This is a genomic window from Nonomuraea sp. NPDC050227, from assembly GCF_044459705.1.
GTDB lineage: Bacteria > Actinomycetota > Actinomycetes > Streptosporangiales > Streptosporangiaceae > Nonomuraea.
The window spans coordinates 265318-287934 of sequence record NZ_JBITJF010000001.1; the positions used below are offsets into that span (position 1 = coordinate 265318).

At 72.8% G+C, this 22617-nt stretch carries 22 protein-coding genes and 1 tRNA gene; 10 read left to right on the forward strand and 13 right to left on the reverse strand.

Annotation, left to right across the window (positions count from 1 at the left end; genetic code table 11):
- Window positions 1-410 precede the first annotated feature (410 nt).
- A complete protein-coding gene (locus ACIBK9_RS01515; RefSeq protein ID WP_357966825.1) occupies window positions 411-731 on the reverse strand; it encodes a hypothetical protein in 321 nt (106 codons plus the stop codon).
- Between the two features lie 1859 nt (window positions 732-2590).
- On the opposite strand from ACIBK9_RS01515, the gene ACIBK9_RS01520 reads away from it, so the two are divergent.
- Window positions 2591-3007, forward strand: coding sequence for a hypothetical protein (locus ACIBK9_RS01520; RefSeq protein WP_397154330.1), 417 nt, complete (start codon window positions 2591-2593; stop codon window positions 3005-3007).
- 162 nt (window positions 3008-3169) lie between these two features.
- Complete coding sequence (locus ACIBK9_RS01525; protein WP_397154332.1) at window positions 3170-3382, forward strand: hypothetical protein; 213 nt, start codon at window positions 3170-3172, stop codon at window positions 3380-3382.
- A gap of 61 nt (window positions 3383-3443) precedes the next feature.
- Here ACIBK9_RS01525 and ACIBK9_RS01530 read toward each other — a convergent pair whose 3' ends face one another.
- The 3 genes from ACIBK9_RS01530 to ACIBK9_RS01540 form a co-directional block, all read right to left on the reverse strand.
- Window positions 3444-3623, reverse strand: a complete 180-nt coding sequence (locus tag ACIBK9_RS01530) for a hypothetical protein (RefSeq protein WP_352320986.1) — start codon at window positions 3621-3623, stop codon at window positions 3444-3446.
- A gap of 144 nt (window positions 3624-3767) precedes the next feature.
- Window positions 3768-3840 (reverse strand) — tRNA-Thr (locus ACIBK9_RS01535).
- 40 nt (window positions 3841-3880) lie between these two features.
- Window positions 3881-4111: a transposase gene (locus ACIBK9_RS01540; RefSeq protein WP_358289747.1), complete on the reverse strand. Its 231-nt coding sequence runs from the start codon at window positions 4109-4111 to the stop codon at window positions 3881-3883.
- Window positions 4112-4244: 133 nt separating this feature from the next.
- Between ACIBK9_RS01540 and ACIBK9_RS01545 the strand changes: the two genes are divergently transcribed.
- A complete protein-coding gene (locus ACIBK9_RS01545) occupies window positions 4245-4880 on the forward strand; it encodes a hemerythrin domain-containing protein (RefSeq protein WP_397154335.1) in 636 nt (211 codons plus the stop codon).
- A 15-nt stretch (window positions 4881-4895) separates the two neighbouring features.
- Here the strand turns inward: ACIBK9_RS01545 and ACIBK9_RS01550 are convergent, their stop codons facing one another.
- From ACIBK9_RS01550 to ACIBK9_RS01560, 3 genes are read right to left on the reverse strand one after another with little or no spacing between them, the layout of a single operon-like run.
- Complete coding sequence (locus tag ACIBK9_RS01550) at window positions 4896-8102, reverse strand: BTAD domain-containing putative transcriptional regulator (RefSeq protein ID WP_397154337.1); 3207 nt, start codon at window positions 8100-8102, stop codon at window positions 4896-4898.
- 33 nt (window positions 8103-8135) lie between these two features.
- Window positions 8136-8666, reverse strand: coding sequence for a C40 family peptidase (locus ACIBK9_RS01555; protein WP_397154338.1), 531 nt, complete (start codon window positions 8664-8666; stop codon window positions 8136-8138).
- Between the two features lie 53 nt (window positions 8667-8719).
- Window positions 8720-9718: a lysozyme gene (locus ACIBK9_RS01560; RefSeq protein WP_397154340.1), complete on the reverse strand. Its 999-nt coding sequence runs from the start codon at window positions 9716-9718 to the stop codon at window positions 8720-8722.
- A 263-nt stretch (window positions 9719-9981) separates the two neighbouring features.
- Between ACIBK9_RS01560 and ACIBK9_RS01565 the strand changes: the two genes are divergently transcribed.
- From ACIBK9_RS01565 to ACIBK9_RS01575, 3 genes are read left to right on the forward strand one after another with little or no spacing between them, the layout of a single operon-like run.
- A complete protein-coding gene (locus ACIBK9_RS01565; protein WP_397154341.1) occupies window positions 9982-10923 on the forward strand; it encodes an ATP-binding cassette domain-containing protein in 942 nt (313 codons plus the stop codon).
- Window positions 10904-11647 (forward strand): ABC transporter permease, encoded by a 744-nt coding sequence (locus tag ACIBK9_RS01570; protein WP_397154343.1) that lies wholly within the window; start codon window positions 10904-10906, stop codon window positions 11645-11647. Before ACIBK9_RS01565 ends, ACIBK9_RS01570 begins: the two co-directional genes overlap by 20 nt.
- 9 nt (window positions 11648-11656) lie before the next feature.
- Window positions 11657-12163 carry an NUDIX hydrolase gene (locus ACIBK9_RS01575; protein ID WP_397154345.1) on the forward strand — a complete coding sequence of 169 codons (507 nt, stop codon included), beginning with the start codon at window positions 11657-11659 and terminating at the stop codon, window positions 12161-12163.
- On the opposite strand, the gene ACIBK9_RS01580 is transcribed toward ACIBK9_RS01575, so the two are convergent.
- The 3 genes from ACIBK9_RS01580 to ACIBK9_RS01590 all read right to left on the reverse strand — a co-directional run bounded on the left by ACIBK9_RS01580 (window position 12160) and on the right by ACIBK9_RS01590 (window position 14216).
- Window positions 12160-12825, reverse strand: coding sequence for a flavin reductase family protein (locus ACIBK9_RS01580; RefSeq protein ID WP_397154347.1), 666 nt, complete (start codon window positions 12823-12825; stop codon window positions 12160-12162). The two genes, ACIBK9_RS01575 and ACIBK9_RS01580, sit on opposite strands and share 4 nt — an antisense overlap.
- A gap of 68 nt (window positions 12826-12893) precedes the next feature.
- Window positions 12894-13271 (reverse strand): DUF2255 family protein, encoded by a 378-nt coding sequence (locus ACIBK9_RS01585; protein WP_358289818.1) that lies wholly within the window; start codon window positions 13269-13271, stop codon window positions 12894-12896.
- A 69-nt stretch (window positions 13272-13340) separates the two neighbouring features.
- A complete protein-coding gene (locus tag ACIBK9_RS01590; RefSeq protein ID WP_358289821.1) occupies window positions 13341-14216 on the reverse strand; it encodes a LuxR C-terminal-related transcriptional regulator in 876 nt (291 codons plus the stop codon).
- 86 nt (window positions 14217-14302) lie between these two features.
- Between ACIBK9_RS01590 and ACIBK9_RS01595 the strand changes: the two genes are divergently transcribed.
- Together ACIBK9_RS01595 and ACIBK9_RS01600 are read left to right on the forward strand one after the other, a co-directional pair.
- Entirely contained in the window at window positions 14303-15919 is a 1617-nt protein-coding gene (locus ACIBK9_RS01595) for an AMP-binding protein (protein WP_387679772.1), read from the forward strand.
- 166 nt (window positions 15920-16085) lie between these two features.
- Window positions 16086-18578 (forward strand): bifunctional copper resistance protein CopD/cytochrome c oxidase assembly protein, encoded by a 2493-nt coding sequence (locus ACIBK9_RS01600; protein WP_397154350.1) that lies wholly within the window; start codon window positions 16086-16088, stop codon window positions 18576-18578.
- Here ACIBK9_RS01600 and ACIBK9_RS01605 read toward each other — a convergent pair.
- Complete coding sequence (locus ACIBK9_RS01605) at window positions 18562-19542, reverse strand: helix-turn-helix transcriptional regulator (protein ID WP_397154352.1); 981 nt, start codon at window positions 19540-19542, stop codon at window positions 18562-18564. The genes ACIBK9_RS01600 and ACIBK9_RS01605 overlap by 17 nt on opposite strands.
- Before the next feature lie 59 nt (window positions 19543-19601).
- On the opposite strand from ACIBK9_RS01605, the gene ACIBK9_RS01610 reads away from it, so the two are divergent.
- Window positions 19602-20171: a DinB family protein gene (locus ACIBK9_RS01610; protein WP_397154354.1), complete on the forward strand. Its 570-nt coding sequence runs from the start codon at window positions 19602-19604 to the stop codon at window positions 20169-20171.
- 29 nt (window positions 20172-20200) lie between these two features.
- A complete protein-coding gene (locus tag ACIBK9_RS01615) occupies window positions 20201-20662 on the forward strand; it encodes a hypothetical protein (protein ID WP_397154355.1) in 462 nt (153 codons plus the stop codon).
- A 69-nt stretch (window positions 20663-20731) separates the two neighbouring features.
- Here ACIBK9_RS01615 and ACIBK9_RS01620 read toward each other — a convergent pair whose 3' ends face one another.
- Window positions 20732-22246, reverse strand: coding sequence for an FAD-dependent monooxygenase (locus tag ACIBK9_RS01620; protein WP_397154357.1), 1515 nt, complete (start codon window positions 22244-22246; stop codon window positions 20732-20734).
- Between the two features lie 53 nt (window positions 22247-22299).
- A complete protein-coding gene (locus tag ACIBK9_RS01625; RefSeq protein ID WP_397154359.1) occupies window positions 22300-22533 on the reverse strand; it encodes a hypothetical protein in 234 nt (77 codons plus the stop codon).
- Between the last annotated feature and the right edge of the window lie 84 nt (window positions 22534-22617).

Sequence of the window (22617 nt, forward strand, 5' to 3'; positions counted from 1 at the left end):
CCCTGGGCCGACAGCCCTGGGCGGACAGCCCTGGGCGGACAGCCCTGGGCGGACAGCCCTGGGCGGACAGCCCTGGGCGGACAGCCCTGGGCGGACAGCCCTGGGCGGACAGCCCTGGGCGGACAACCCTGCGGGACGGCCCTGGGCGGACGGCCCGGGGCGGACCGCCCCGGGGGGACGCCCCGGGGGGGACGCAAGGGAGTGCGGTGGACAGCCGCGCGACCCTGCAAGGGGAGCGCGTGCCGCACGGATGCCCGGCGAGGTGCCGCCCACCTCGACCGCGCTCCGGCTCCTCAACGACGAGCCGCGCCCCACCCGCCCGCACCTCGGATCCGAGGGCGCATCCGAGCCCTGTCAGCCCCGCGCCTCGGACCCGAGGGGGCCCGGACCGGGCGGGGCCGGGCCGGGTCTCATGCCTGGCGTTCGTCGACGCCTACAGCGCCGACGCCGCTGCCCCAGCTTGCGCATTTGCCCTCGGACCGGCCCGAGGCGCCGGGCCCGAGCGTGATCCACGGGCCGACGACGTCCGGGCTCCAGCCGCACGTGATCACGGCGCGGTAGACCCAGGTCTGGCCGGTCGGGTTGTGGCAGTCGGCGCGGCCGACGTAGCCGTCCTCCGGGGCCCGGCCGCTGTTGCACTGGAGGCTGCCGGCCGAGGCGGGGGCGGACGGGATGACAAGCCCGGAAAGGACGGCGGCGACACCTGCGGCGAGTGCCAGTTTCCTGTTCATGTCGTCTTCCTCTTCTGCTCGTTCTGCTTGTGCTGCTCGGGGTTTCGGCGCTGGTCTGCGCTCGAATGCCAGGAAAGCGACCGAGCGCCGGTGTCCAACAGCAGGGCGGACAGACTCGTCCGGAGTCGTCCACCCGCGAGCCTGACTCGGACGTCCCTGAAATCCCTCCGGACACGTACGGTCATCGTTCGTACACTGTCGGACAGAAGAAGGCCGGGTCGGGGAGAGGGGCGATGGGCGAGGACCAGGAAGGCGCGGAGCCCGGCGTGGAGTCGGTGAGCTGTCACGAGGGTCTGGTGAGGCTCCTCGCCGAGCAGTTCGCGCGGGCGGACGTGTCGTTGCGGGAGCTCCAGGCGCGGGCGGACAGGGCGGGCGGGCCCCGGCTTCCCCGGGCGACCTGTGCGGACATGCTGGCCGGACGGCGGTTTCCGAAGAAGGCGGTGATGGTGACGTTCCTGCGGGCTTGCGGGGTGCCCGAGCATCGGGTGCCGGAGTGGGAGCGGGCCTGGGAGCGTGTGCGGATCAACCGCATGCCCCCGTCCGGCTTCCAGCTCACCCGGATGGCGTTGTCCCCCGGCGTTCCGCCCTTCGAGTATTCCGGGGTTCCTGACGTCGCCTCCGTCCATCCGCACGCCGGTCCCCCCGGGGGGCTGCCTCAGCCGGATGCCGCGCCTCCTGCGGGGCTGAGCCCGCCGGACGCCGTGCCCGTCGACAGCCGTGCCGAGCTCGGCACGACGCCGCCTGGAGGCCCTGGCCAAGGGGCTGCACCTCTTGTGGGAGGCCCTGGCCATGGGGCTGCGCTTCCGGGATTCTCTGGGTTCCACGAAGGGGCAGAGGGCTCGACAGGCGCTCAGATGGCGAGAAGTGGGGCACCTGAGGCATCTGCCCCGGCCGCAGCCCCAGCGGCCGCGCCCGGCGCCCCTTCCGCCGGCGGCGCTCTCCCCGCCGATGGCCCCCTGATCAAGGACCCCCCAGTCGCAGGTCCCCCGGTCGCCGCACTTCCGGCCGACGGTTCCCCAACTGGCGCACTTCCGGGCAGCGCACTTCCGGTGGACGGTCTCCCGGGCGGGGCTCTGTCCGGCGAAGGACTGCCGGGCGAGGGTCGGCCCGGCGAAGGACTACTGGCCCGGGGCCTGCCGGGCGAGGGTTTGCCGGGCGGGAGTCGGCCGGGTGAGGGGCGGCCGGGTGAGGGGCGGCCGGGTGAGGGGTCTCCAGTGGGTGAGGCTCCAGAAGGTGGCCTTTGGGCGAGCGGGATCCCCGTTGACGGGATTGCGGGAGGCGGGGTTTCCGATGGTCTGTCCAGCGGGGGTGCTGCCTTCGGCGCTTCCCCGATGGGCGCTCCTTCCGGCGGCGCGCTTCCAGCCGACAGGCTTCCCGCTGAGGGGAGTTCTGGTGGCGGGCCGCCTGCGGACGAGTTCGGGGCCGCCCTGCCCGTAAGCGGTGTCCCCGCCGCCAGCGGGCTCCCCGCCGGTGTCGCTTCCCTGGCCGATGGTCTTCCCGCCGACGCTTCCCCGGTCGGCGGGGGGCCAGGCGTGCCGGCAAGCGGGGCAGCGGCTCCTACGGGCACGGCAGGCGAGGCAGCGGCCCCTGCGGGTGGGATGGCCGTTCCGGCGAGCGGGGTGGCAACCCCGGCGGATGGGGTGGCCGTTTCGGTGGGTGGGGTGGGGGCGTCTGCTGGAGGGAGGTGGGGGCGGTGGCGGGGGGTTGGGATTGGGGCTTTGGTGGTGATGGGGGCGGTTGGGGTTGGGGTGGTGGTGGGGTTGTGGGTGGCGCCGCGGCATGTGCAGCCCTTCGCGTTCGGCCGCCCGGTCTCGGACGACGGGCGCGCGTTCGGCCACGGAGGATCGAGCCGGTTCACCGTGACCGTTGACCCCGCCAACACCGGCGTACGGCTGATCCGCCGCCTGGACGCCGGCATCTCCATGCAGCAGGCCGCCATCACCGTGAACGGCGCCCCCGCCGGCATGTGGCACCCCCTGCCCGTCGAGAACACCTACCGCTGGCGGGACCAGTCCGTGGACCTGCCGCCGGCGCTGACCGCGGGACGCCGATCGCTGACCGTGCTCAACACCTTCGTCTCCTCCTCACTCGACTTCAACGAGTTCCTCTACGTCGTCAAGCAGCAGGTGAGAGGCGTCTGGTCGATCGCCGACACCGTGGACGTGGGGCCGTACCACACCACCAGCGAGGCCGCCCACGGCTACCGGCTCACCGGCCCGCAGACCTTCGCCGACACCCGCCACTTCGCCTACCCGCCCCTCGACGAGACCGCCTAGCGCCGGGCAGCGAACTCACAGAACGCCGCAACGCCGGGCACGCGAAAGCTCCGGACGCTTCCCCGCGTCCGGAGCTTTCGGGTGTGGGCAACCAACCCTCACCGGCCTACTGCCCGCCGGTCCACATTCTATGCTTTTGTCCGTTTTGCGTAGAGTTGTGGCGTGACACGCTGGCACGGCCCCTGCGGCATCCTCGTCGAGGTCATCACCCTCGGCGCGAGGCAACGCATCAAGGTCACCCAGACGGTGAACGGCCGCCGCTACCTCCTCGGCTACTACGGCACCATCGCCCAGATCGTCCACCACGTGGACCTCGCCGACCTGGTCGAGGTGATCGACCTCCCCGCCTTCGCGTCCCGGAAGGCCAGAGCATGAGAGCCGCACAACCGAAAAGCCGCCCCTCCCCGCACGGGGAAGAGCGGCTCGCCCGCAGGACCTACAGGTCCTTGCACCACATCCATTTGCCGTCGATCAGGCATTTGTGCCAGCCGTCGTTCGCCGGGTTCCACGCGTAGGCGGGACTGCTCGCCACGCTGATCGTCAGCACGGTCGAGACGGAGAGCAGGATCAGAGCCAGCGCCCGGCGCACACCACGGGCCGCGAACATGTTTCTCATGACCGTCATGGAACACGCCGGCGCTTGGAGCCTTCTTGGGGCCGGCTGAAGCCCCGAAACAAGCGCATCTCAACCCGACCCGCACAACGAAAAACGCCCGGCTCCAAGTCACCTTGGCCGGGCGTCGTATCTGCTCATTACAAGAGCCCCCAAACGGAATCGAACCGTTGACCTTCTCCTTACCATGGAGACGCTCTGCCGACTGAGCTATAGGGGCCTGTCCGCTCGCTGCGGACAGGTGTAACCATACACGGCACTCAGCCATGATGCGAACTCGTACGGGCCTCCACCGCGCCGCCGGATCCGCGGCGCGCGGCGAGATCGATCACCTCGCACAGATCGGCCAGGTCGACGTGCGCGGCCACCTCCGCCACCGAACGGCAGTCGGCGACCAGCCACCCGTTCCTGCGCACCCGCAGCACCTGCCGGCCCGCCCGCATCGCCGGCACGACCTCGACGCCGTCGAGGCCGACCCATCGCCTGTCCATAGCGGCACACCCTAGCCGCCGGGTCTCTCAATTTCCGTCCGCCACAGGCGTTACCGCCATGCCAAGTCGGCACCAAGAGGTGTCTAAGAGCCGCGTCCCACGCTGGTGCCAAACGGACAGAAGGAGCACCGAAATGGCACCCAACATGCTCGGCTTCCGCATCACGCACCGGGCCATGCGCGGGGACACCCGCCGTCTGGCCGAGGTGATGAGCGCGATCGCCGCCGGCGAGCAGCCTGCCGGTCAGGAGCGGCTGCGGGCGATCGCGACGTTCACCGCCAAGCTGTGCGCGGGCATCCACCACCATCACCAGGCCGAGGACAACGTGTTGTGGCCGGTCATCGTGCGCTCGGCGGGCGCCGAGGTGGACCTGAGCGACCTGACCGACGACCACGCGGCGCTCGACCCGCTGCTGGAGGAGATCACGACGGCCGCGGCCCAGCTCGGCTCCGACGGGCAGGCGGCCCGGCGGATGGCCAAGTCCCTGGCCGCGCTCGCCGACCTGCTGGACGAGCACATCGAGGAGGAGGAGCGGCTGATCTTCCCGGTCGTCGCCAAGTACGTCTCGGAGGCGGACTGGGAGAAGGTCGAGACCGAGGTCAGGAAGGGCGGGGACGCCCGGTTCGACCTGCCGAGGATCGCCCAGTACGCGCAGCCGGAGGAGCTGGCCGAGCTGCGGCGCCTGGCCGGGCCGGTGCTCGTGGTGCTGCTCGCGCTCATGGGGCGCGGCCACCGGCGCCGCCAGAGCCTGATCTTCGGCACGCCGTGAGCCTCCTGGGACCGCTCAGCGGCGCGCCCGGCGGCGGGCGGCCTGCGCCCAGTGGGGCGAGCTGACGCGCTCGGCGACCTGCAGAGCCTGCGCGTAGTGGCCGTCGGCCGGCAGCCCGAGCAACTCGGCCAGGTCGCCGAGCACCAGCGCGACCGGCCCGAGCGTGACGGACCCGCTGCTCATCCCGGCCAGCTCGTCCGCCCACGGCAGCAGGACGCGGTAGGAGCGTGCGGCCACCTCGCGGTCCTCCAGGGCGACGGCGGTCTGGCCGCGCAGCGCCTGCCACATCAGCCAGTAGTAGTTGCGCGGCAACCACGACTCGGGCCGCCACACCCGCCGGGCCGCGTCCAGCTCGCCCGCGGCCGCCAGCGCCCCGGCGTAGATCTCGTGCACGGTGGCGCTGTTCACGCGTTCCCGGATGGCGGCCAGCTCGTCGAGGGAGTCGCGGACGTTCCCGCGGGCCATCCGGACGGCGAACCTGCCCAGAGCGCCCATGGCCCGCGCGTTGACGCCGCCGCGCTCGGCCATCTGCTCGGTGAGCCCGGTGTAGACGGCCTCCGCCTCGTCGAACTCGCCCTCGACCAGCTTCCGCAGCGCGCCGAACAGCGCCAGGATGGCCAGCGACATGCCGAGCTGGCCGCTGGTGGACACCGCCACGCCGCTGTCGGCGTGCCGCCTGGCCGCCTCCAGGTCGGTGCGTCCGAGCGCGGCCATGAGCAGCGCGCAGTGGCCCAGCGTGAGGTAGCCGACGAGCCGGTGGGTGCGGCCCAGCTCCAGCAGCTCGGCGCCGACGGCCTCCAGCTCGTCCCGCCGTTCGGGGCTGAGCACGGCGAAATAGCGGGCGTTGAGCGCCAGGCAGAGCAGGTCGGGACGGCCGAGGCGGCGGGCAAGGGCCACGGCCTCGGCGCCGGCGGCGTCCACGCGGTCGTCGTCGTGCCCCTCCAGCTCGAACACGAGCGCGGCCAGCAGGCGGCAGCGCGTCTCGTCGTCGGGGCCGGCGGCCAGCTCGCGTTCCACGGCCTCCATGAAGTCCCGGTTGTAGAGGGAGTCCACCTGGATCGTCCAGACCACGGGGGCTTCGTAGGAGGTCAGCGCGCGGGCGAGCGCGCCGTGCGGGGCGGCCAGCTCGACGGCCCGCGTCCTTGCGGCCAGCGCGCCCAGCACGTCGCCGGCGTGGCCCAGCGCCGACACCAGTCCGCACAGCAGGTCGAGCCGGGTCGCGTCGTCGGTGGCGAACTCCAGCGCGGCGCGCCACAGCGCCGCCGCCTCGCGGTGCGCGTGCAGGCCGGACGCCTGGACGGCCGCCGCCTTGGCGTACCGGACGGCGTCCGGCACGGCGGCCTCAAGCGCGTGGTGCGCCAGGGCCGCCACGTCGTTGGGCCGCAGCCGCTCCAGCACCGACACCACGCGCCCGTGCAGCCTGGTCCGGCGGATCCGCGCGGTGTCCTCGTACAGCGCCTGCCTGACCAGGACGTGCGTGAACCTGACGCGGCCCGGTCCCGGCTCGGCCAGCAGGCCCGTCATGACGCCGGCCTCCAGGCCGTCGAAGACGGTGTCCTCGTCGCCGTCGTGCAGCGCGATCAGCACGTCCACGTCGGCGTCCCTGCCGACGACGGCGGCGTTGCGCAGCACGGTCTGGGCGGTCGCGGGCAGGCGGGTGATGCGGCGGCGGATGAGGTCGCGCACGCCGGGCGGCAGCGCCTCGGCGGCCTGCGGCCCCTCGGAGGCCAGCAGGCGGGCGATCTCGCAGACGAACAGCGGGTTGCCGAGCGTGCGGTCCAGGACCGTGCGGACGGTGGCGGGGTCGAGGCCGGCGCGCTGGGAGTGGCGTTCGAGCAGCGTGGCGACGGCGGCCTCGTCGAGCCCGGCGAGCTCGACGTGCCTGCTGCCGGTGGCGAGCGCGGCCAGGGTGGCGGACAGGTCCTCGGTGGTCTCGGCCGGGCGGTAGGTGGCGACGACCAGGATCCGCGCGGCGGGGTCCAGGTGCCGCAGCAGGTGCAGGGTCTCGCCGTCGGCCCGGTGGACGTCTTCGAGCACCACGAGCAGCGGCGCGCAGCCCGCCAGGTAGCCGGCCACGGCCCTGGCGAGCTGGAACTGGTTCTGGATGGCGACGCCGTCGTTCAGGAGGGGGGCCAGGCGGGCCGCGTCGGCGGCGGCGGGCGGCCGGACGGCGGCGAGCTGCCGGACGATCTCGCTCCACGCCCAGGCGGGGGGCGCGTCACCGTCGATCTCCGGGCAGCGTCCGAACGCGACCCGCCACCCGCGCTCGGCCAGCTCGGCCGCGAACGCCTCGGCCAGCGCGCTCTTGCCCGCGCCCGGCTCGCCGCCCAGCCAGACCGTGCGCCGGTAGGGCCGCACGGCCTCCTCCCGCAGCGCGGCCAGCTCGCGGGCCCGGCCCACGATCGAGGGCTCCTGCGCGGCCACGGGCCGTTCCTGGACGTGTTCGACGACCTCGGGCGCGTGCAGGGACTCGGATTGGCGGAGGATGTCCTGTTCGAGCGCGCGCAGGGCCGGGCCTGGATCGACGCCGAGCTCCTCGGCCAGGTTCTCGCGGGCCTGGCGCAGCACGGCCAGCGCCTCGGCCTGGCTGCCGGCTCGGTAGAGCGCCAGGGCCAGCAGGCGGACGGCGTTCTCGCGCAGCGGGTGGGCGTCGGCGTGGCCGCGCAGCTCCGGCACGGCCTCGGCGTGGCGGCCCATCAGCAGCGCGGCCTCGGCGCGGTACTCGACGGCGACGAGCCTGAGCTCGGCCATCCTGGCCGCCTCGGGCGCGGCCCACTCCTCGGTGAACTCGGCGTAGGCGGCGCCCGTCCACAGGCCGAGCGCCTGGTCGAGCAGGTCGTGGGCGACGGCGCCCGCGCCCCGCTTGAGCGCCGCGCCGGCCGCGTCGATGAGGCCGGGCAGCCGCCAGGCGTCCACGGCCTCGTCGGGCAGGCAGAGCCGGTAGCCGGGCGGGGCGCTGACGATCACTCCGGCGGGGGCGCGCGGCGGCCGGTCGGGTTCGAGGACCCGGCGCAGGTTCGAGACGTAGACCTGGAGCGCGGCCAGGGCCTTGGGCGGCGGCTGCCCCTGCCACAGGTCCTCGATGAACCGGTCGGTCGAGACGACCTGGCCGTCGGCGGCGACCAGGCGGGCGAGCACGGCGCGCTGCCGGGCGGAGCCGAGGTCGAGCCGGCGGCCGTCCAGGGTGGCGTGGAGCGGTCCAAGGAGGTGTAACTGGAGCATGGCACCCTTTTTCCGTACCGGTAGCGCCCGCTTTCAGTACCGGTAGAAGCCCGCGAAGTCCGATCTTCGCCCAATATCGTCAATGCGCACCGAGGCCCCCGTCTCAGGCGCGTTCATCATCTTCCCACGACCCAGATAGATGCCCACATGATGCGTCTTGATCTTATTTTTCGTGATTTTTCCGAAGAAGACTAAGTCGCCCGGCAGGCCGCGCTCGACGGGCCGCATCCTGCGCACGTGGTCGTCGGTGCTGCCGGGGCCGAGCACGTCCCTTCCGTTGGCCAGGGCGTACACCCATCGGGCCAGGCCGGAGCAGTCGAGGCCGCGGGTGCGCGCGGCCGGGCAGGGCTTGATCCGGCCACTGTAGCCCAGGCAGGTGCCCTTCGTGGGGCCGGGCCGCTCGCCGTGGCCGCCGCCCCACGAGTACGTGATGTCGTACCGCTCGATCTCGTACGCGATGCGCACGATCCTGGACGGCACGAACGTCGACAACGGCATGGACGCCGCGCCCGCCAGCAGAATGACCAGGGCGGTCACCGCCAGGACCAGCCGCCGCCGCGCCACCCGTTTCTCCCTTAAGCCGAGATCCCGGGTTTTATCCTACCTATCGCGATATTTCAGCTTTTGAGGTCAAGTGTGACCGTTCCTACCTCGACGATCATCCCGACCCGGCCCTTCGGCTTCGGCCTGGTGGTGAAGGTGAAGGCGGCCTTCTGGCCCCGCTCCAGCTTGCCGACCACGCAGCGCACCGCCGTGCCGCTGAACTTGCAGCCGGGGGCCTTGACCACCTTCTGGCCGCCGTACGCGCGCCCGGAGACCACGATGTCCTCGACGGGGTGCGGGCCGGTGTTCGTGATCGTGACCCGGTAGAGCTTCCTGCCCTTGACCAGGCCGGAGACCGACACCCGGGCCGGCGGGTTGGCCAGCGACCGCAGCTGGGACTCCGAGCCGTTGAAGGAGTTCTGGCCGCCGGCCAGCGAGCCCTTCTCCGCCGACTGCCAGAACGTGTGCCGCTTCCAGCTCTTCGGCAGCTCGCCGGGGTCGCTCCCCCAGCGGGCCAGCCAGAGCGGGTTGGCCTTGAACGCGCCGGAGTTGCCCGTGCAGGTCTGCCACCAGCTCGTGGTGGTGTAGATGATCGCGTCCCGGCCGGTCTGCTGCCGGTACTTCTTGGTGAAGTCCTTGATCCAGGTGACCATGTCCTCGGCGGACAGGTCGTAGCAGTTGTTCTTGCCGTTCTTGTCCTTGTACGGATTGTCCTCGATATCGAGGACTCCGGGCAGCGTTTGACCGTCGCTGGTCCAGTTTCCGCCGTTCTGCAGGAAATAGTCGGCCTGCGCTGTCCCGTCGGATTCATGCGGTTGCGCAAAGTGATAAGCGCCACGCACGAGCCCGGCCGTCGCGGCCCCGCCGAACTGCGCGTCGAACCGTGGGTTGCGGTAGTTCGTGCCCTCGGTGGCCTGCACGAACGCGAACTTACCGCCGCCTGCGGCCACGCTCGCCCAGTCCACGTCGCCCGTCCAGTTGCTGACGTCGACACCGGGAACACCGTCGGCCGCCTCCGCGACCCCTGTCATGCCGACAGCGGCAATTACCGCAATTAACCACAAGCGTTTCACGCCCGAGATCATCGCGGAGCCGCCACTTACGCCGCAAGCACGGAAATATCACGTCTTTCCGTGAAAAAGCGCGAAACCCCATGTCGAGGCCCGGAAATCCGCCTTCCGCGACCACCTCTCCGGACGTCGTTTCCGCAGGTCAGAGCCGTATATGAACGTCACATTCGCGTTTGCCAAATCGATACCGCCCGGCCCAAACTGAACCGATCCCCGAAAGGGCCCCTGACCAGGGGCTTCTTCGCCATGCCCAGGAGGCACCACCCATGATCCACACCCGGGCCCTCACCCGAGTGTTCACGATGAAGAAGGAGACCGTCGAAGCCGTACGCGGCATCGACCTCGACGTCGAACCCGGCCGGCTCGTCGCCTTCCTCGGCCCCAACGGCGCCGGCAAGTCCACCACCCTCCGCCTGCTCACGACCCTGCTCCCGCCCACCTCCGGCACCGCCGTCGTCGCCGGCCACGACGTCACCCGCGACCCGGCCGGCGTGCGCTCCCGCATCGGCTACGTCGGCCAGAAGAACAGCGCGGGCGAGAGCTTCCGCGTCCGGGACGAGCTCGTCACGCAGGGCCGCTGCTACGGCCTGACCGTCTCCGACGCCGTCGCGCGGGCCGGCGAGCTGATGCGCCTGCTCGACCTGGAGGACCTGGCGAGCCGCAGGCCGGGCACGCTGTCCGGCGGCCAGCGCCGCCGCCTGGACATCGCGCTCGGCCTGATCCACCGCCCCGACCTGCTCTTCCTCGACGAGCCCTCGACCGGCCTCGACCCGAAGAGCCGCGCCGACATCTGGCGGCACATCCTGCGTCTGCGCGAGGCGTACGGCACCACGATCTTCCTCACCACCCACTACCTGGAGGAGGCCGACAACATGGCCGAACGGGTGATGATCATCGACAACGGCTCGATCATCGCCGACGGCACGGCCGAGCAGCTCAAGAACGACCTGGCGGGCGACACCGTCACGGTCACCACGGACACCGCCCAGGACGCCGCCAGGGCCGCCGAGCTGACCGGCGGCCAGGCCGAGGGCGTCACCGTGCGGGTGCGGGTGGCGAACGCGCCCGCCGCGCTCCCCGGCTGCCTGCGGGCGCTGGACGCCGCCGGGATCAAGGTGACCGCCGCCGAGACCGCGCGCCCCACCCTTGACGACGTGTTCCTCACCCTCACCGGGAGAAGCCTCACCGATGACGACCTTCCTGCGTGACACCGCCACCGTCTTCACCCGCGAGTTCCGGCCGGTCCTGCGCGAGCCGGTCGCGCTGCTGTTCGAGATGGGCCAGCCGCTGCTGTTCCTGTTCCTGTTCGGCGCGCTGCTGGACGGCGCGGTGGGCTCGTCGTGGCAGTGGTTCGTGCCGGGCATCCTGGTCATGATGTGCCTGACAGGGCCGATGTCGGCCGGTTACACGCTGCTGGTCGAGCTGATCGGCGGCTCGCTGGAACGCATGCTGGTCACGCCGCTGAACCGGACGGCGATGCTGGTGGGCCGGGCGATGAAGGCGATGGTGGTCCTGCTGGCCCAGGCCGTGCTGATCATCGTGCTGGCCGTCCCGCTGGGGTTCGAGCTGTATCCGGCGGGCGTCCTGGCGGGGCTGGCGCAGCTCACCGTGTTCGGGGTGGGGCTGGGGGCGTTCTCGTTCGTCCTGGCCATCCGGTCGGCGCCGGGCGGGACGCTGTTCTACGTCGTCAGCCAGTCGATCATGTTCCCCCTGCTGCTGCTGTCGGGCGTGCTGCTGCCCCTGGACACCGCGCCCGGGTGGCTGCGCGCCGTCGGTGCGGCGAACCCGGTCACGTACATCGTCGAAGGCCAGCGCGCGCTGTTCTCCGGCGACCTCGCGAACCCCTCCGTCCTGTACGGCACCGCGTCGGCCTGCCTGGTCGCCGCGATCGGCCTGTACCTGGGCAACCGGGCCATGCGCAAGGGCGTGTGAAATGGAGGCATGACCCGTGTGATGGCCTCCCGCACCGTGCCGTGGATCCCCGTCGAGCACCGCCTCGACGTGATCCTCTCCCCGGACCTCCCGCCCGCCGCCGGCACGACCTCGGCGTTCGCGTTCGTCACCGACGGCGTCGGCAGGACCCTGCTCACCTGCGTCGACCGGCCCGGACGCGGCTGGGACGTGCCGGGCGGCCACCTGGAGGCCGGGGAGAGCGCCACCGAGGCCGCGGTCCGGGAGCTCCAGGAGGAGACCGGCCTCCTCCTGGAGCCGTCCGCCCTGTCGGTGTTCGCGTGGCAGCGCGTCGAGCTGCTGCGCCCGGCTCCGGCCGGTTACCGCTACGCGCCGCTGACGTACATGGTGATGTTCCGGGCGCGGCTGGCGGCGCCCGGCGCCGCGACCGCGCCGCCGGCGGGGTCGGAGAGCACCGGCGCGGAGTGGCTGCCCCGGGAGCGGATCATGGAGCTGTGCGCCCACCGCACCTGGCTGCCGCTGCTGGAGTGCCTCTAGAGGGTGCGCGCGCGTTCGAGGTCGGCGCTGCGGTAGTGCCGCTCCGGGATGCTCGCCAGCGTGGACGGGTGCACCTGCGGGCCCAGGCCGTACAGCTTCTGGAAGCTCATGATGAGCGGACGCCAGGCGTCGGGGTCGATGTGGTCGTCGGTGCCCTTCATCCGGATGTCCTCGTGCACCCAGACCCGCTGCACCCGCACCTCGAACGCGAGCACCCCGCCGTCGCCGACCGGGTGCGTCTCCTCCACCACGACCTCCATGGCGACCGGGCACTCGGCCACCCGGGGCGCGGCCACCGTCTCCGACGGGACGGCGGTCAGCCCGGCCCGCTGGAACTTGTCCGGCACGAACCGGTAGCCGCGCTGGTGCTTGCGCTCGGGCACCGGGTCGCTCCCGGTGGTCAGCGCCAGCCGGTCCACCTGCGGGGCGAGCGCGTCGGACGGCAGGTTGAGCACGCCCTCGCCGGTCCGCAACAGGTTCTGGGACGTCTTCGACCTGGCCCCGAGCCCCAGCATGCCGCGCCAGCCCAGCCAGAAGGCCGACGACATGGGGGCGAGGTTGGGGGTGCCGTCCTCGTTCACGGTGGAGATCAGGACGACGGGGGTGCCGAAGTAGAGGATGTTGGGTTCAATGCGGACGTGCTGATCCACGACAGTGTTCATGCGTCCCACTGTCGCCGCCGGTGCGGGCCGGACGCTGGCGGCCTTCGGACCTGTCGTTGCCGGGCCGGTCAGGAGCGCGGCACGAGCCTGATCGTGGCGGCCCGCGCCTGCCCGCTGACCACCGAGTCCACGATGCTCTCCGGGTAGTGGCGGTACTTGGCCCGGTACGCGGCGTCGATCCGGTCGTTGAGCTCCTGGTCGGCGTCGGCGAACGTGACGCCCTTGTCGACGCCCCCGGCCTGGATCCGGCCGCGTCCGCGCTCCTGGGCGCCGCGGAACCAGGTGCCGTCCCGCCCGTTCACGGCTCGGACGTACAGGTCGTCGCCGAGGCGGACGACCCAGATCGTCACCGGGCGGCGCAGCTCGCCGTCGCCGCGCAGGGACGCGATCTGCAGCTCCTCGGCGGCGGCGATCCGGTCGAGTTCGTCGTTCGTCCAAGCAGTCATGGTGGGGGCCTACCCGGAACCGGTCGGCGGCGCCGGCGGTCATCGTCCGTAGTTGGTAAATCCGCCGCGTCAGGGGAGGTAGCCGGCGCGTCTGGCCGAGACCACGCTCTCCATGCGGGTGTGGGTGCCGAGCTTGCGCATCGCGCTGCGCAGGTAGCTCTTGACCGTCTCCGGCTTCAGGTCGAGCCGCCGGCCGACCTCGGCGTTGCCGCAGCCGACCGCGACCAGGGAGAGCACGTCGAGCTCCCGGGGGGAGAGCGGGTTGGCCGGGACGGGGCCGCCGTCCGGCGAGGTCAGCCGGTCGCAGACGCCCTGCAGCCGCTCGCGCAGGACCGGGTCGGCGACCTCCTGGGCGATCGAGCGCAGCTCGGCGTGCGCCTCGCGCAGCTGCTCCCATTCGGGGCCGGCGGGCCGTTCGCGGGCGGCGCCGGTGATCGCGGCCGTCTCCAGCGCGGCCACCCGCCGCTCCACCTCCGCGCGTACGGCCAGCTCGACGCCGAGCCGGGCGGCGATCTGGTTCATGCCGTCGAGGACGCGGGTGCCGAGCGGCAGCGGCTCGCGGACGCCGCCGTAGAGCAGCCCGTAGACCGTCTCGCCCACCACGACGGGGACGGCCGCGATCGCCCGCAGGCCCTCCGCCGCCACCGGCCTGTCGTATTCGTGGCTGATGCGGGAGTCGGTGACGTAGTCCTCGACGCTGCCCGGCCGGGCGGTGACCAGGACCCGGCCGCCCAGGCCGCTGCCGGTGTGGATGGCGAGCCCGCGCAGCACGTCCGTGCGGACCCCCGTCACCTCGGTGAGCCGCACGGCGCCGCCCGGGGCCGACACCGCCCCGCCGAACAGGACGGGCAGCCCGACGACGTGCCGCATCCGGGTGAGGGCGGCCCGCAGGAGCACGGCGGCCTGCGGGGCCAGGGCACTCGACGGAAGATGTGTCACCGCCATGTCACCAGCATGGCACGCGGCCGGCGTCCCGCGGCTACCCCTGAACGGGGGTAGCGTGCCGCACCGCCCTGGCGGATGCTTCGGGCATGGGTGACTCACTGCTCTCCTACGCGTCCGGCGTCTCCGCGCTCCCCCTGCTGGGCGAGACGATCGGGGAGAACCTGGAACGCGCCGCGGCCCGGTACGCCGGCCGCGAGGCGCTGGTCGAGATGGCGAGCGGGCGGCGCTGGACGTACGCCGAGTTCGACGCCGCGGTGAACGAGGTGGCGCTCGGCCTGCTGGCCAGGGGCATCGCCAAGGGCGACCGGGTCGGCATCTGGGCGCCCAACTGCGCCGAATGGGTGCTGACGCAGTACGCCACCGCCAAGATCGGCGCGATCCTGGTCAACATCAACCCGGCCTACCGCGCCCACGAGCTGGACTACGTGGTCCGCCAGTCGGGCATGCGGCTGCTGGTCAGCGCCGTCGAGCACAAGACGAGCGACTACCGCGCGATGCTCGCCGAGATCGGCTTCACGCAGGTGGTGTTCATCGGCGAGCCCGGCTGGGACGAGCTGGTCGAGACCGGCCGCCGCGCCGACCCCGCCGCGCTGCGGGCACGGGCGGCGACGCTGTCCTTCGACGACCCGATCAACATCCAGTACACCTCGGGCACGACCGGCTTCCCCAAGGGCGCGACGCTGTCGCACCACAACATCCTCAACAACGGCTACTTCGTCGGCGAGGGCGTCGGCTACACCGAGGACGACCGGGTCTGCCTGCCGGTGCCGCTCTACCACTGCTTCGGCATGGTGATGGGCAACCTGGGCGCGACCTCGCACGGCGCCTGCGTGGTGCTGCCCGCGCCCGGCTTCGACGCCGAAGCCACGCTGCGGGCCGTGGAGGCCGAGCGGTGCACCTCCTTGTACGGCGTGCCGACGATGTTCATCGCCGAGCTGGGCCATCCGCGCTTCGCCGACTTCGACCTGTCGTCGCTGCGCACCGGCATCATGGCGGGCTCGCCGTGCCCGGTCGAGGTGATGAAGCGGGTGATCGGCGAGATGCACATGAGCGAGGTGGCGATCTGCTACGGCATGACCGAGACGTCCCCCGTGTCGACGATGACCCGCCGCGACGACGGGCTGGTACGGCGCACCGAGACGGTCGGCCAGGTGATGCCACACCTGGAGGTGAAGATCGTGCACCCGGAGACCGGGCTCGCGGTGCCCCGGGGCGAGCCGGGCGAGCTGTGCACCCGCGGCTACTCGGTGATGCTCGGCTACTGGAACGAGCCGGACAAGACGGCCGAGTCGATCGACGAGGCCCGCTGGATGCACACCGGCGACCTGGCCACCATGGACGCCGAGGGCTACGTCAACATCGTCGGCCGGATCAAGGACATGGTCATCCGCGGCGGCGAGAACGTCTATCCGCGCGAGGTCGAGGAATACCTCTACACGCATCCCGACATCGCCGACGTCCAGGTGATCGGCGTGCCGGACGAGAAGTACGGCGAGGAGCTGATGGCCTGGATCGTCATGCGCCCCGGCACCGAGCCGCTGACCGCCGAGGCGATCAGGGACTTCTGCGCCGGCCGCCTGGCCCACTACAAGGTCCCCCGTTACGTGCACCTGGTCAACGGGTTCCCGATGACGGTCACGGGCAAGATCCGCAAGGTCGAGATGCGCGAGCAGGCCGTCACTCTTCTGGGGCTCCACCCCTGACCTGCTGAACCGCGGGCGGCGGGCGCGCGTATCTCCGCGTGTGCGCTCGAAGCAGACCTCGCTCGCGCCTGGCCCGGCCTGGGACCCCGTGGGAGCATGTGGGGGTCGCGCCCGCCCCGGGCGGCGCGGCCTGGTTCCTGGCCTCCGACAACCTGGCGGGTCGGCTATGAGAGCTTCTGCCCGGACGTACGCCGTGTTCGCGGTCGGCGTGGGCGTCCTGGTGCTGGTCGCGGTGCTGCGCTTCGGCGGCGGCGCCGGCACGGTGGAGGTCTTCGGGCTGCCCACCGCCGGTCCGGTCACCGACTGGGGGCTGCCGCTGGCCCGCCTCGCCCTCGACCTGTGCGCGGTGGCGTGCGTGGGGACGTTGCTGGCGGCGTCCGCGCTGGCCCCGGCCGGCTCGCCGGAGTCGGCGCGGTGCCTGCGCGCGGCGGGCTGGTGGGCGCTGGGGTGGGCGGTCGCCGCCCTGGCCGGTTACGTGTTCACCCTGTCCAGCTTCATCCCGATGCCGGTGCGGTACCTGCTCGCCGAGCCCGGCATGCTCGACTTCGGCACCTCGCTCCCGCAGACGCAGGCGCTCCTGGTGGTGCTGGTCACGACGTTCGCGGTGGCGGTGGCCACGCTCGTGCGCCGGCTGCCCGCCTGGGTGCCGCTGGCCCTGGCGGCGTTCGGGCTGCTGCCGCCCGCCTACGTGGGCCATGCCGCCTCGGCGGCCGACCACGACATCGCCGTCTCCGCGCTGATGGCCCATCTGCTGGGGGTGTCGGTGTGGGTGGGCGGCCTGGCCGCGGTGCTGGTGCACTTCCGGCGCTCGGCCGACCTGCGCGTGGTGCTGCCCCGGTTCAGCACGATCGCGCTGTGCTGCTTCGCCGCCGTCGCCCTCTCCGGCGTGGTCAGCGGCTGGGTGCGGCTCGACCGCCTGTCCGACCTGTGGCTGAGCCGGTACGGCCTGCTGCTGCTGGCCAAGGTCGCCGCCCTGGCGGTGCTGGCCTGGTTCGGCCGGCGGCACCGTCTGCGTACCGTGGCCGGCGTGGCCGACCGGGGGGTGCGGGGCACGTTCGTCCGGCTGGCCGCGGGCGAGGTGATCGTGATGGTGGCGGCGACCGGGCTGGCCGTCGGCCTCTCGCGCACCCCGCCGCCGCCCGGCGCGGGCGGCGGGCACGACCATCCCGTCCTGGAGTACGCGCTCGCGCCCTTCTCGCCCGGCGCCCTGCTCAGCGAGGTGCGGTTCGACCCGCTCGTCCTGCTCCTGCTGGCGTTGCCCGCCGCCGGATACCTGGCCGGTCTGCGCCGGGTGCCCGGCTGGCCGGTCCTGCGCACGCTCTCCTGGCACGCCGGGCTGGCCCTGGCCGCGGTCGGGCTGTTCGGCGGCGTGGGCGGGTACGCGCGGGCGATGTCGTCGGCCCAGGCCGTGCAGCACGTCGTGCTCGCCGTCGTCGCGCCGCTCCTGCTGTGCGCGGGCGCGCCGCTCACCCTGGCCGCGCGGGCCACCGGCCCCGGCTCCCAGTACGGCCCGATCGGCGACCGCGTCCTCGGTCGCCGTCTCACCCGTCCCGCGCTGGTGACGGCCGCCGTCCCGGTGCTGCTCCTGCTGCTGTACGGCACGCCGTGGCTGCCCTGGTCGCTCGCCGGGTACGCGCCCCATCTGGTCACCATGGCCGTGTCCGCCGGGGTCGGCCTGCTGGTCGCCTGGGTGGTGCTCGACCTCGACCCGCTGCCCAGGCCGTTCCCGTGGGCCGCGCGGGTCCGGCTGCTGGCCGTGGCCGCCGTCGCGTACCTGGGGCTGGGGACGTACCTGCTGGCAGGCCCGGCCGTCGCGGCGGAGTGGTTCGCCCTGGCGGCCCCGCCCGGGGTGCCCGACCCGCTGGCCGACCAGCGCGCGGCCGGGGCGGTGTTCCTGCTGGCCCCGCTGGCCGCCTACGCGTTCCCGGCCGTACGCCTGGCCCTGCGACGGCAGGCCGCCCGCGCGCACCGCCCCCGGTCCGTCCTACACTCATCCCCTATGGGCGATCTCCCGGTCTACGACGTTGTCCTGTTGCCGCCGCACGACGTCAACGCCGAGGCCGTGCGCCTGAGCCGGCGTTGCGCGGAGGCCGCCGCGACCGAGTTCGTCCTGCGCGAGGACGGCCTCTACCCGCACATCTCCCTCTACATGGCCAATTTCACCCCCGACCAGCTGGAAAAGGCCGTCGCGCTGCTGCGCGACCTCAGCGGCCGCACCTCCGCGACGCTCCTGGAAGGCGAGTCCTTCGCCGCCAACGAGCACGGCATGGTCGAGCTGTTCTTCCGGAAGACCGACGCGATCACCCGGCTCCAGGAGGACGTCGTCGCCGCGCTCAACCCGTTGCGCACGGGCCTGCGCCACCGCGACCCGGTCGGCCGCGTGCTGGCCGACCACCGGCTCACCGCGCCGCCCACGGCCCGCGCCAATCTCGACCTCTACGGCTACGACGAGATCGGCGACCTGTTCCGCCCGCACATCACCCTCACCCGGCTCCAGCAGCGGGACCACCCGCTCGACCTGGGCCTCCTCGCCTCGCCGTCGGCCTTCACCGCCACCTACCAGGCCCTCGCGCTGTGCGTGATGGGCGAGCACGGCACCTGCACCGAGATCGTCGAGACCTTCACCCTCGACACCGCCCCCGTCACCCCGACGGCCTGACCGCCCCGGCCGAGGCCAGCCTGCGGGCCAGCTCCCGGCAGCGTTCCGCCAGCTCCGGCGGGTCGAGCACCTCGAAGTCGTGACCCAGCGCGACCACGTGCATGAGCACGTAGTCGAGACTGCCCGCGCCGCTGACCAGCTCGCACCGGTCGCTCCCGCGCTCCCGCACGACGGCCGCCGACGCGGGGACCTGCGCGCGTACCGTGGCGGCCGGGGCGTGCAGGAGGAAACGCGCCTGGTGCGGGTAGGCCCGGCTCGCCACGCCCTCCTGCACGTACGCCGCCGCGTCCGGCGCCGGGCGCGGCCGGAACCGGAAGGTGCGGGCGGCCACCGCGGCCATCCGGTCCACCCGGAAGCTGCGCCACCCGTCCCGGTCGAGGTCGTAGGCGAGCAGGTACCAGCGCCGGTCGGAGGTCACCAGCCGGTACGGCTCCACCCGCCGCCGCCCCACCCGCCCTCCTGACGGGTAGTCGAAGCCGGCCTCGACCTCGTCCCGGCAGGCCCTGGCCAGCGTCATGAGCACCTCGGGATCGACCGGCACGCGCCCGCCGCCGAACGACTCCACCGCCCCGGACAGCGCGCGCACCTCGTACCGGAGCCGGGCGGGCAGCACCGTGTCGAGCTTGGCCAGCGCCCGGATCGCGGCGTCGCCGGCGCCCGCGACCGCGCTGTCCGCCCCGGCGAGCAGCGACACGGCGGTGGCGATGGCCTCCTCGTCGTCGAGCAGCAGCGGCGGCAGGTCCTGGCCGGGCCCGAGCCGGTAGCCGCCGCCGATGCCCTGGCCGGCGTGCACCTGGTAGCCGAGCGCGCGCAGCCGTTCCACGTCACGGCGGACCGTGCGCGACGTGACGCCGAGCCGCCCGGCCAGCTCGGGGCCGGTCCAGACCTGACGTTGCTGCAACAGGCCGAGGAGGGTCAGCACCCGCTCGGTCGTGCCCCGCTCCGCGCCGCCCGTCTCGTCCATGCCGCCACCCTGCCAGAAAGCGGACCGATCCTGTCCGCCGGTGGGGTGATCGTGGTTCCATGGACGCACACACACTCGACTGGAACCGCACGTTGCGCGAGCAGTGGGAGTTCCACTGGAACCACCAGCTCCGGGCCCGGCTCGACGGCCTGACCGACGAGGAGTACTTCTGGTCGCCGGTGCCGGACGCCTGGAGCGTACGGCCGCGCGGCACCTCCACGGCGCCCGTCCAGGCCGGCGCGGGCGGCCACACGATCGACTTCGCCTTCCCCCAGCCGGTGCCGCCGCCCTTCACCACGATCGCCTGGCGGCTCGGCCACGTCATCGTCGGCGTGCTGGCCGTCCGCAACGCGGTGCACTTCGGGGCGCCGCCGGCCTCGTACGAGACCTGGGAGTACGCCGGCGGCGCGGCCGCGGCGCTCGACCAGCTCGACACGGAGGCCGAGCGGTGGCAGGCGGGCGTGCGGGAGCTCGGCGAGGCCGGCCTGCGCGCGCCCATGGGCGACGCGGAGCCCTTCCCCGAGGCCCCCATGGCCGACCTGGTCCTGCACGTCCACCGCGAGCTCATCCACCACCTGTCGGAGGTCTGCCTGCTGCGCGACCTGCACCTCCACATGAACCGCCCCTGACCGGAGGCGTCGCTTCCTACCCTCTCCCCATGAGCACCGACATCTACGGCTTCATCGAGGCCCGTCACCCGCTCGCCCACGAGGACTGGTACGAAGGCGACCCCTGGACGGCCGCCACCATCCCGCTCCACCCGCTCTACGACGACCAGGACCACGAGTCGTTCGCCTGCCTGTTCGGCATCCGCGACCGGCTGGGGTGGCCGCCGGTCGCGACCGGCCGCGGCCTGCCGGACGACGTGTCGGGACCGGTCCGCGCCGAGTACGAGGACACCGCCCGCCTCGACCCCGCCGTGCACGGGTGCACCTGGGTCTCCTGGGCGGAGCTGCGCGACCTGGACCTGACGGCACGCCCCGCGGCCGGATCCGTTCCCTTGACCCGTCTCGACCTGCTGGGACCGGAGACCGGATGGGCGGCCGTCTTCGAGGTCATGCGGGCGCCGGCGCGACGGTTCGGGCCCGACGGCGTGCGCCTGGTCGTCTGGTTCGACTGAGCGCCGGCGTCACCCGCGTTCGACAGGGGCCGGTCCCGGCGCAGGCGGTGTTCCAGGGGTGGCGCGCCGTCAGGGGGCGCCGAACCAGGTGGACAGGGCCTCGCGCAGCGCGGGCGCGGCCGTGCCGGCCGGTTCGTCCGGGCCGGCCGCCCAGGCGACGTGCGCGTCCGGACGGATCAGCAGCACGTCGGCCGGGCGCTGGTCGGTCTTGGCCGTGTGCACGTCGACCCGGTCCCGCCACTCGGCGGCGACCTCGCGCAGGTCCGCGCGGTCGGCGAGATCGAGCAGGACGGGCCGCGCGGCGTGCATGAGCTCCGCGACGCCGGTCATGCCCTGCCCGGTGTGCAGGGTGAGATCGGGGGCGAACGCGCCGGCCAGCGGGTGAGGGTGCGAACCGGGCATCGGGTAGCGGATGTCGCTACCGGCCACCATCGCGCCCATGCGGCGCAGCGGCTGCTCGTCCGTCAGCAGCTCCTGGAAGACCTCCCGGAGCGCCTCGGCGGCCGCGTCGTGCCCGCGGCGCAGCGCCACCTGGGCGCGCGTGTGCCGCATGGTGCGCGTGCCCGCCAGCTGACGTTCCTCCTGGTACGTCGCCAGCAACCCGGACGGCGCCCACCCCCGCACCTCGGCGGCCAGCTTCCAGGCCAGGTTGACCACGTCGAGCATGCCCGCGTTGAGCGCGATCCCGGTCGCCGGGAACAGGTGAGCCGCGTCCCCGGCCAGCAGGATCCGCCCGTCGCGGTACCGTTCGGCCTGCCGCGCCTTGAACGTGAACCGCGACAGCCGCAGCGCCTCCCCCACCCGCAGGTCCACGCCCACCACGCGGCGCAGGCTGTCCTGCAGCTCCGGCACGGTCATCGGGACGTCGTCGTCGTACTCGGTGCTCTCGTCCTCGGTGGTGTAGAGCGAGACGACCCTGGAGTCCGGCGACGAGCCGACGCCGAGCAGGCCGCTCTCGGTCCGGGTGAAACCGGCGCGGATCGTGCCGAAGCCGGGCACGTCGAGATCGCCGTTGCCGAGCACGGTCACCTCGTCGGGCAGGGTGACCTGGGCCAGCCGGTTGACCTCGGGATAGACGGTGCCGGGGAAGGCGATGCCGGCCAGCTCCCTGACCCGGCTGCGCGCGCCGTCGCATCCCACCACGTACCTGGCGGTCACCTGGTAGGGGCCGTCCGGTCCGCGTACGTCCAGGGTCACCGCGGTGTCGTCCTGGCTCGCCCCGACCACCTCGTGGCCGCGGCGCAGTTCGACGCCGAGCTCGCCGGCGCGCTCCTCCAGCAGCCGCTCAAGGAGCTGTTGCGGCAGCGGCAGGGCGTGCATCGGCGGGTCGGCCAGCTGGGTGAGATCCAGGTGCACCCCGCCGAACGGGAACCTGGGCGCCGGCATCGGATCGGTGCAGGCCGCCGCGAACCGGTCCAGCAGGCCGCGGTACCGCAGCAGCTCCAGGATCTGCCCGCCGAGCCCGCCGGCCTTCGGGACGTCCCTGCGCTGCGCCTTCCGCTCCAGCACCAACGGCCGCACCCCGGCCAGCCGCAACTCCGCCGCCAGCATGAGACCGGTCGGCCCGGCCCCCACAATGATCACATCGGCATCCATAACCAGCCATTCCTCCCACAAGCCACCATCGGCCGCCCACCCTATGCCGCCGCCATCGGGTTGACGTCGCGGCGGTAGACGTCGGGGTCCACGGTCGTCGGGTCGGTGAAGTTGGCCTCGTACCACGCGTTGTTCTCGCGCCTGAACGCCTCCTCCTCGTCCGACAGAAGACCCTGCTCGGCGAGGCTGTTGACCAGCCCGAACACCCCTGGGTACGTCCCGCGGCCGTTCGGCGCGGGACTCTGGAACCTCACGAACACCGGCTCTGCCGTCAACGTGCCTCTCCTCGGTGTGCGGCCCACTGGCTCTCGGTAAAACGAGCGTTGACTGACAGTAAAAACTTGCCTACTGTGAGTGCT

What these genes read in the sequence shown, in the direction of transcription:
- ACIBK9_RS01610 (WP_397154354.1), top strand. Translation starts at nt 19,602, where the DNA reads ATGGACGCACACACACTCGACTGGAACCGCACGTTGCGCGAGCAGTGG.
- ACIBK9_RS01545 (WP_397154335.1), top strand. Translation starts at nt 4,245, where the DNA reads ATGGCACCCAACATGCTCGGCTTCCGCATCACGCACCGGGCCATGCGC.
- ACIBK9_RS01595 (WP_387679772.1), top strand. Translation starts at nt 14,303, where the DNA reads ATGGGTGACTCACTGCTCTCCTACGCGTCCGGCGTCTCCGCGCTCCCC.
- ACIBK9_RS01585 (WP_358289818.1), bottom strand. Translation starts at nt 13,271, where the DNA reads ATGACTGCTTGGACGAACGACGAACTCGACCGGATCGCCGCCGCCGAG.
- ACIBK9_RS01530 (WP_352320986.1), bottom strand. Translation starts at nt 3,623, where the DNA reads ATGAGAAACATGTTCGCGGCCCGTGGTGTGCGCCGGGCGCTGGCTCTG.
- ACIBK9_RS01605 (WP_397154352.1), bottom strand. Translation starts at nt 19,542, where the DNA reads ATGGACGAGACGGGCGGCGCGGAGCGGGGCACGACCGAGCGGGTGCTG.
- ACIBK9_RS01575 (WP_397154345.1), top strand. Translation starts at nt 11,657, where the DNA reads ATGACCCGTGTGATGGCCTCCCGCACCGTGCCGTGGATCCCCGTCGAG.
- ACIBK9_RS01565 (WP_397154341.1), top strand. Translation starts at nt 9,982, where the DNA reads ATGATCCACACCCGGGCCCTCACCCGAGTGTTCACGATGAAGAAGGAG.
- ACIBK9_RS01540 (WP_358289747.1), bottom strand. Translation starts at nt 4,111, where the DNA reads ATGGACAGGCGATGGGTCGGCCTCGACGGCGTCGAGGTCGTGCCGGCG.
- ACIBK9_RS01550 (WP_397154337.1), bottom strand. Translation starts at nt 8,102, where the DNA reads ATGCTCCAGTTACACCTCCTTGGACCGCTCCACGCCACCCTGGACGGC.
- ACIBK9_RS01615 (WP_397154355.1), top strand. Translation starts at nt 20,201, where the DNA reads ATGAGCACCGACATCTACGGCTTCATCGAGGCCCGTCACCCGCTCGCC.
- ACIBK9_RS01600 (WP_397154350.1), top strand. Translation starts at nt 16,086, where the DNA reads ATGAGAGCTTCTGCCCGGACGTACGCCGTGTTCGCGGTCGGCGTGGGC.
- ACIBK9_RS01570 (WP_397154343.1), top strand. Translation starts at nt 10,904, where the DNA reads ATGACGACCTTCCTGCGTGACACCGCCACCGTCTTCACCCGCGAGTTC.
- ACIBK9_RS01515 (WP_357966825.1), bottom strand. Translation starts at nt 731, where the DNA reads ATGAACAGGAAACTGGCACTCGCCGCAGGTGTCGCCGCCGTCCTTTCC.
- ACIBK9_RS01580 (WP_397154347.1), bottom strand. Translation starts at nt 12,825, where the DNA reads ATGAACACTGTCGTGGATCAGCACGTCCGCATTGAACCCAACATCCTC.
- ACIBK9_RS01590 (WP_358289821.1), bottom strand. Translation starts at nt 14,216, where the DNA reads ATGGCGGTGACACATCTTCCGTCGAGTGCCCTGGCCCCGCAGGCCGCC.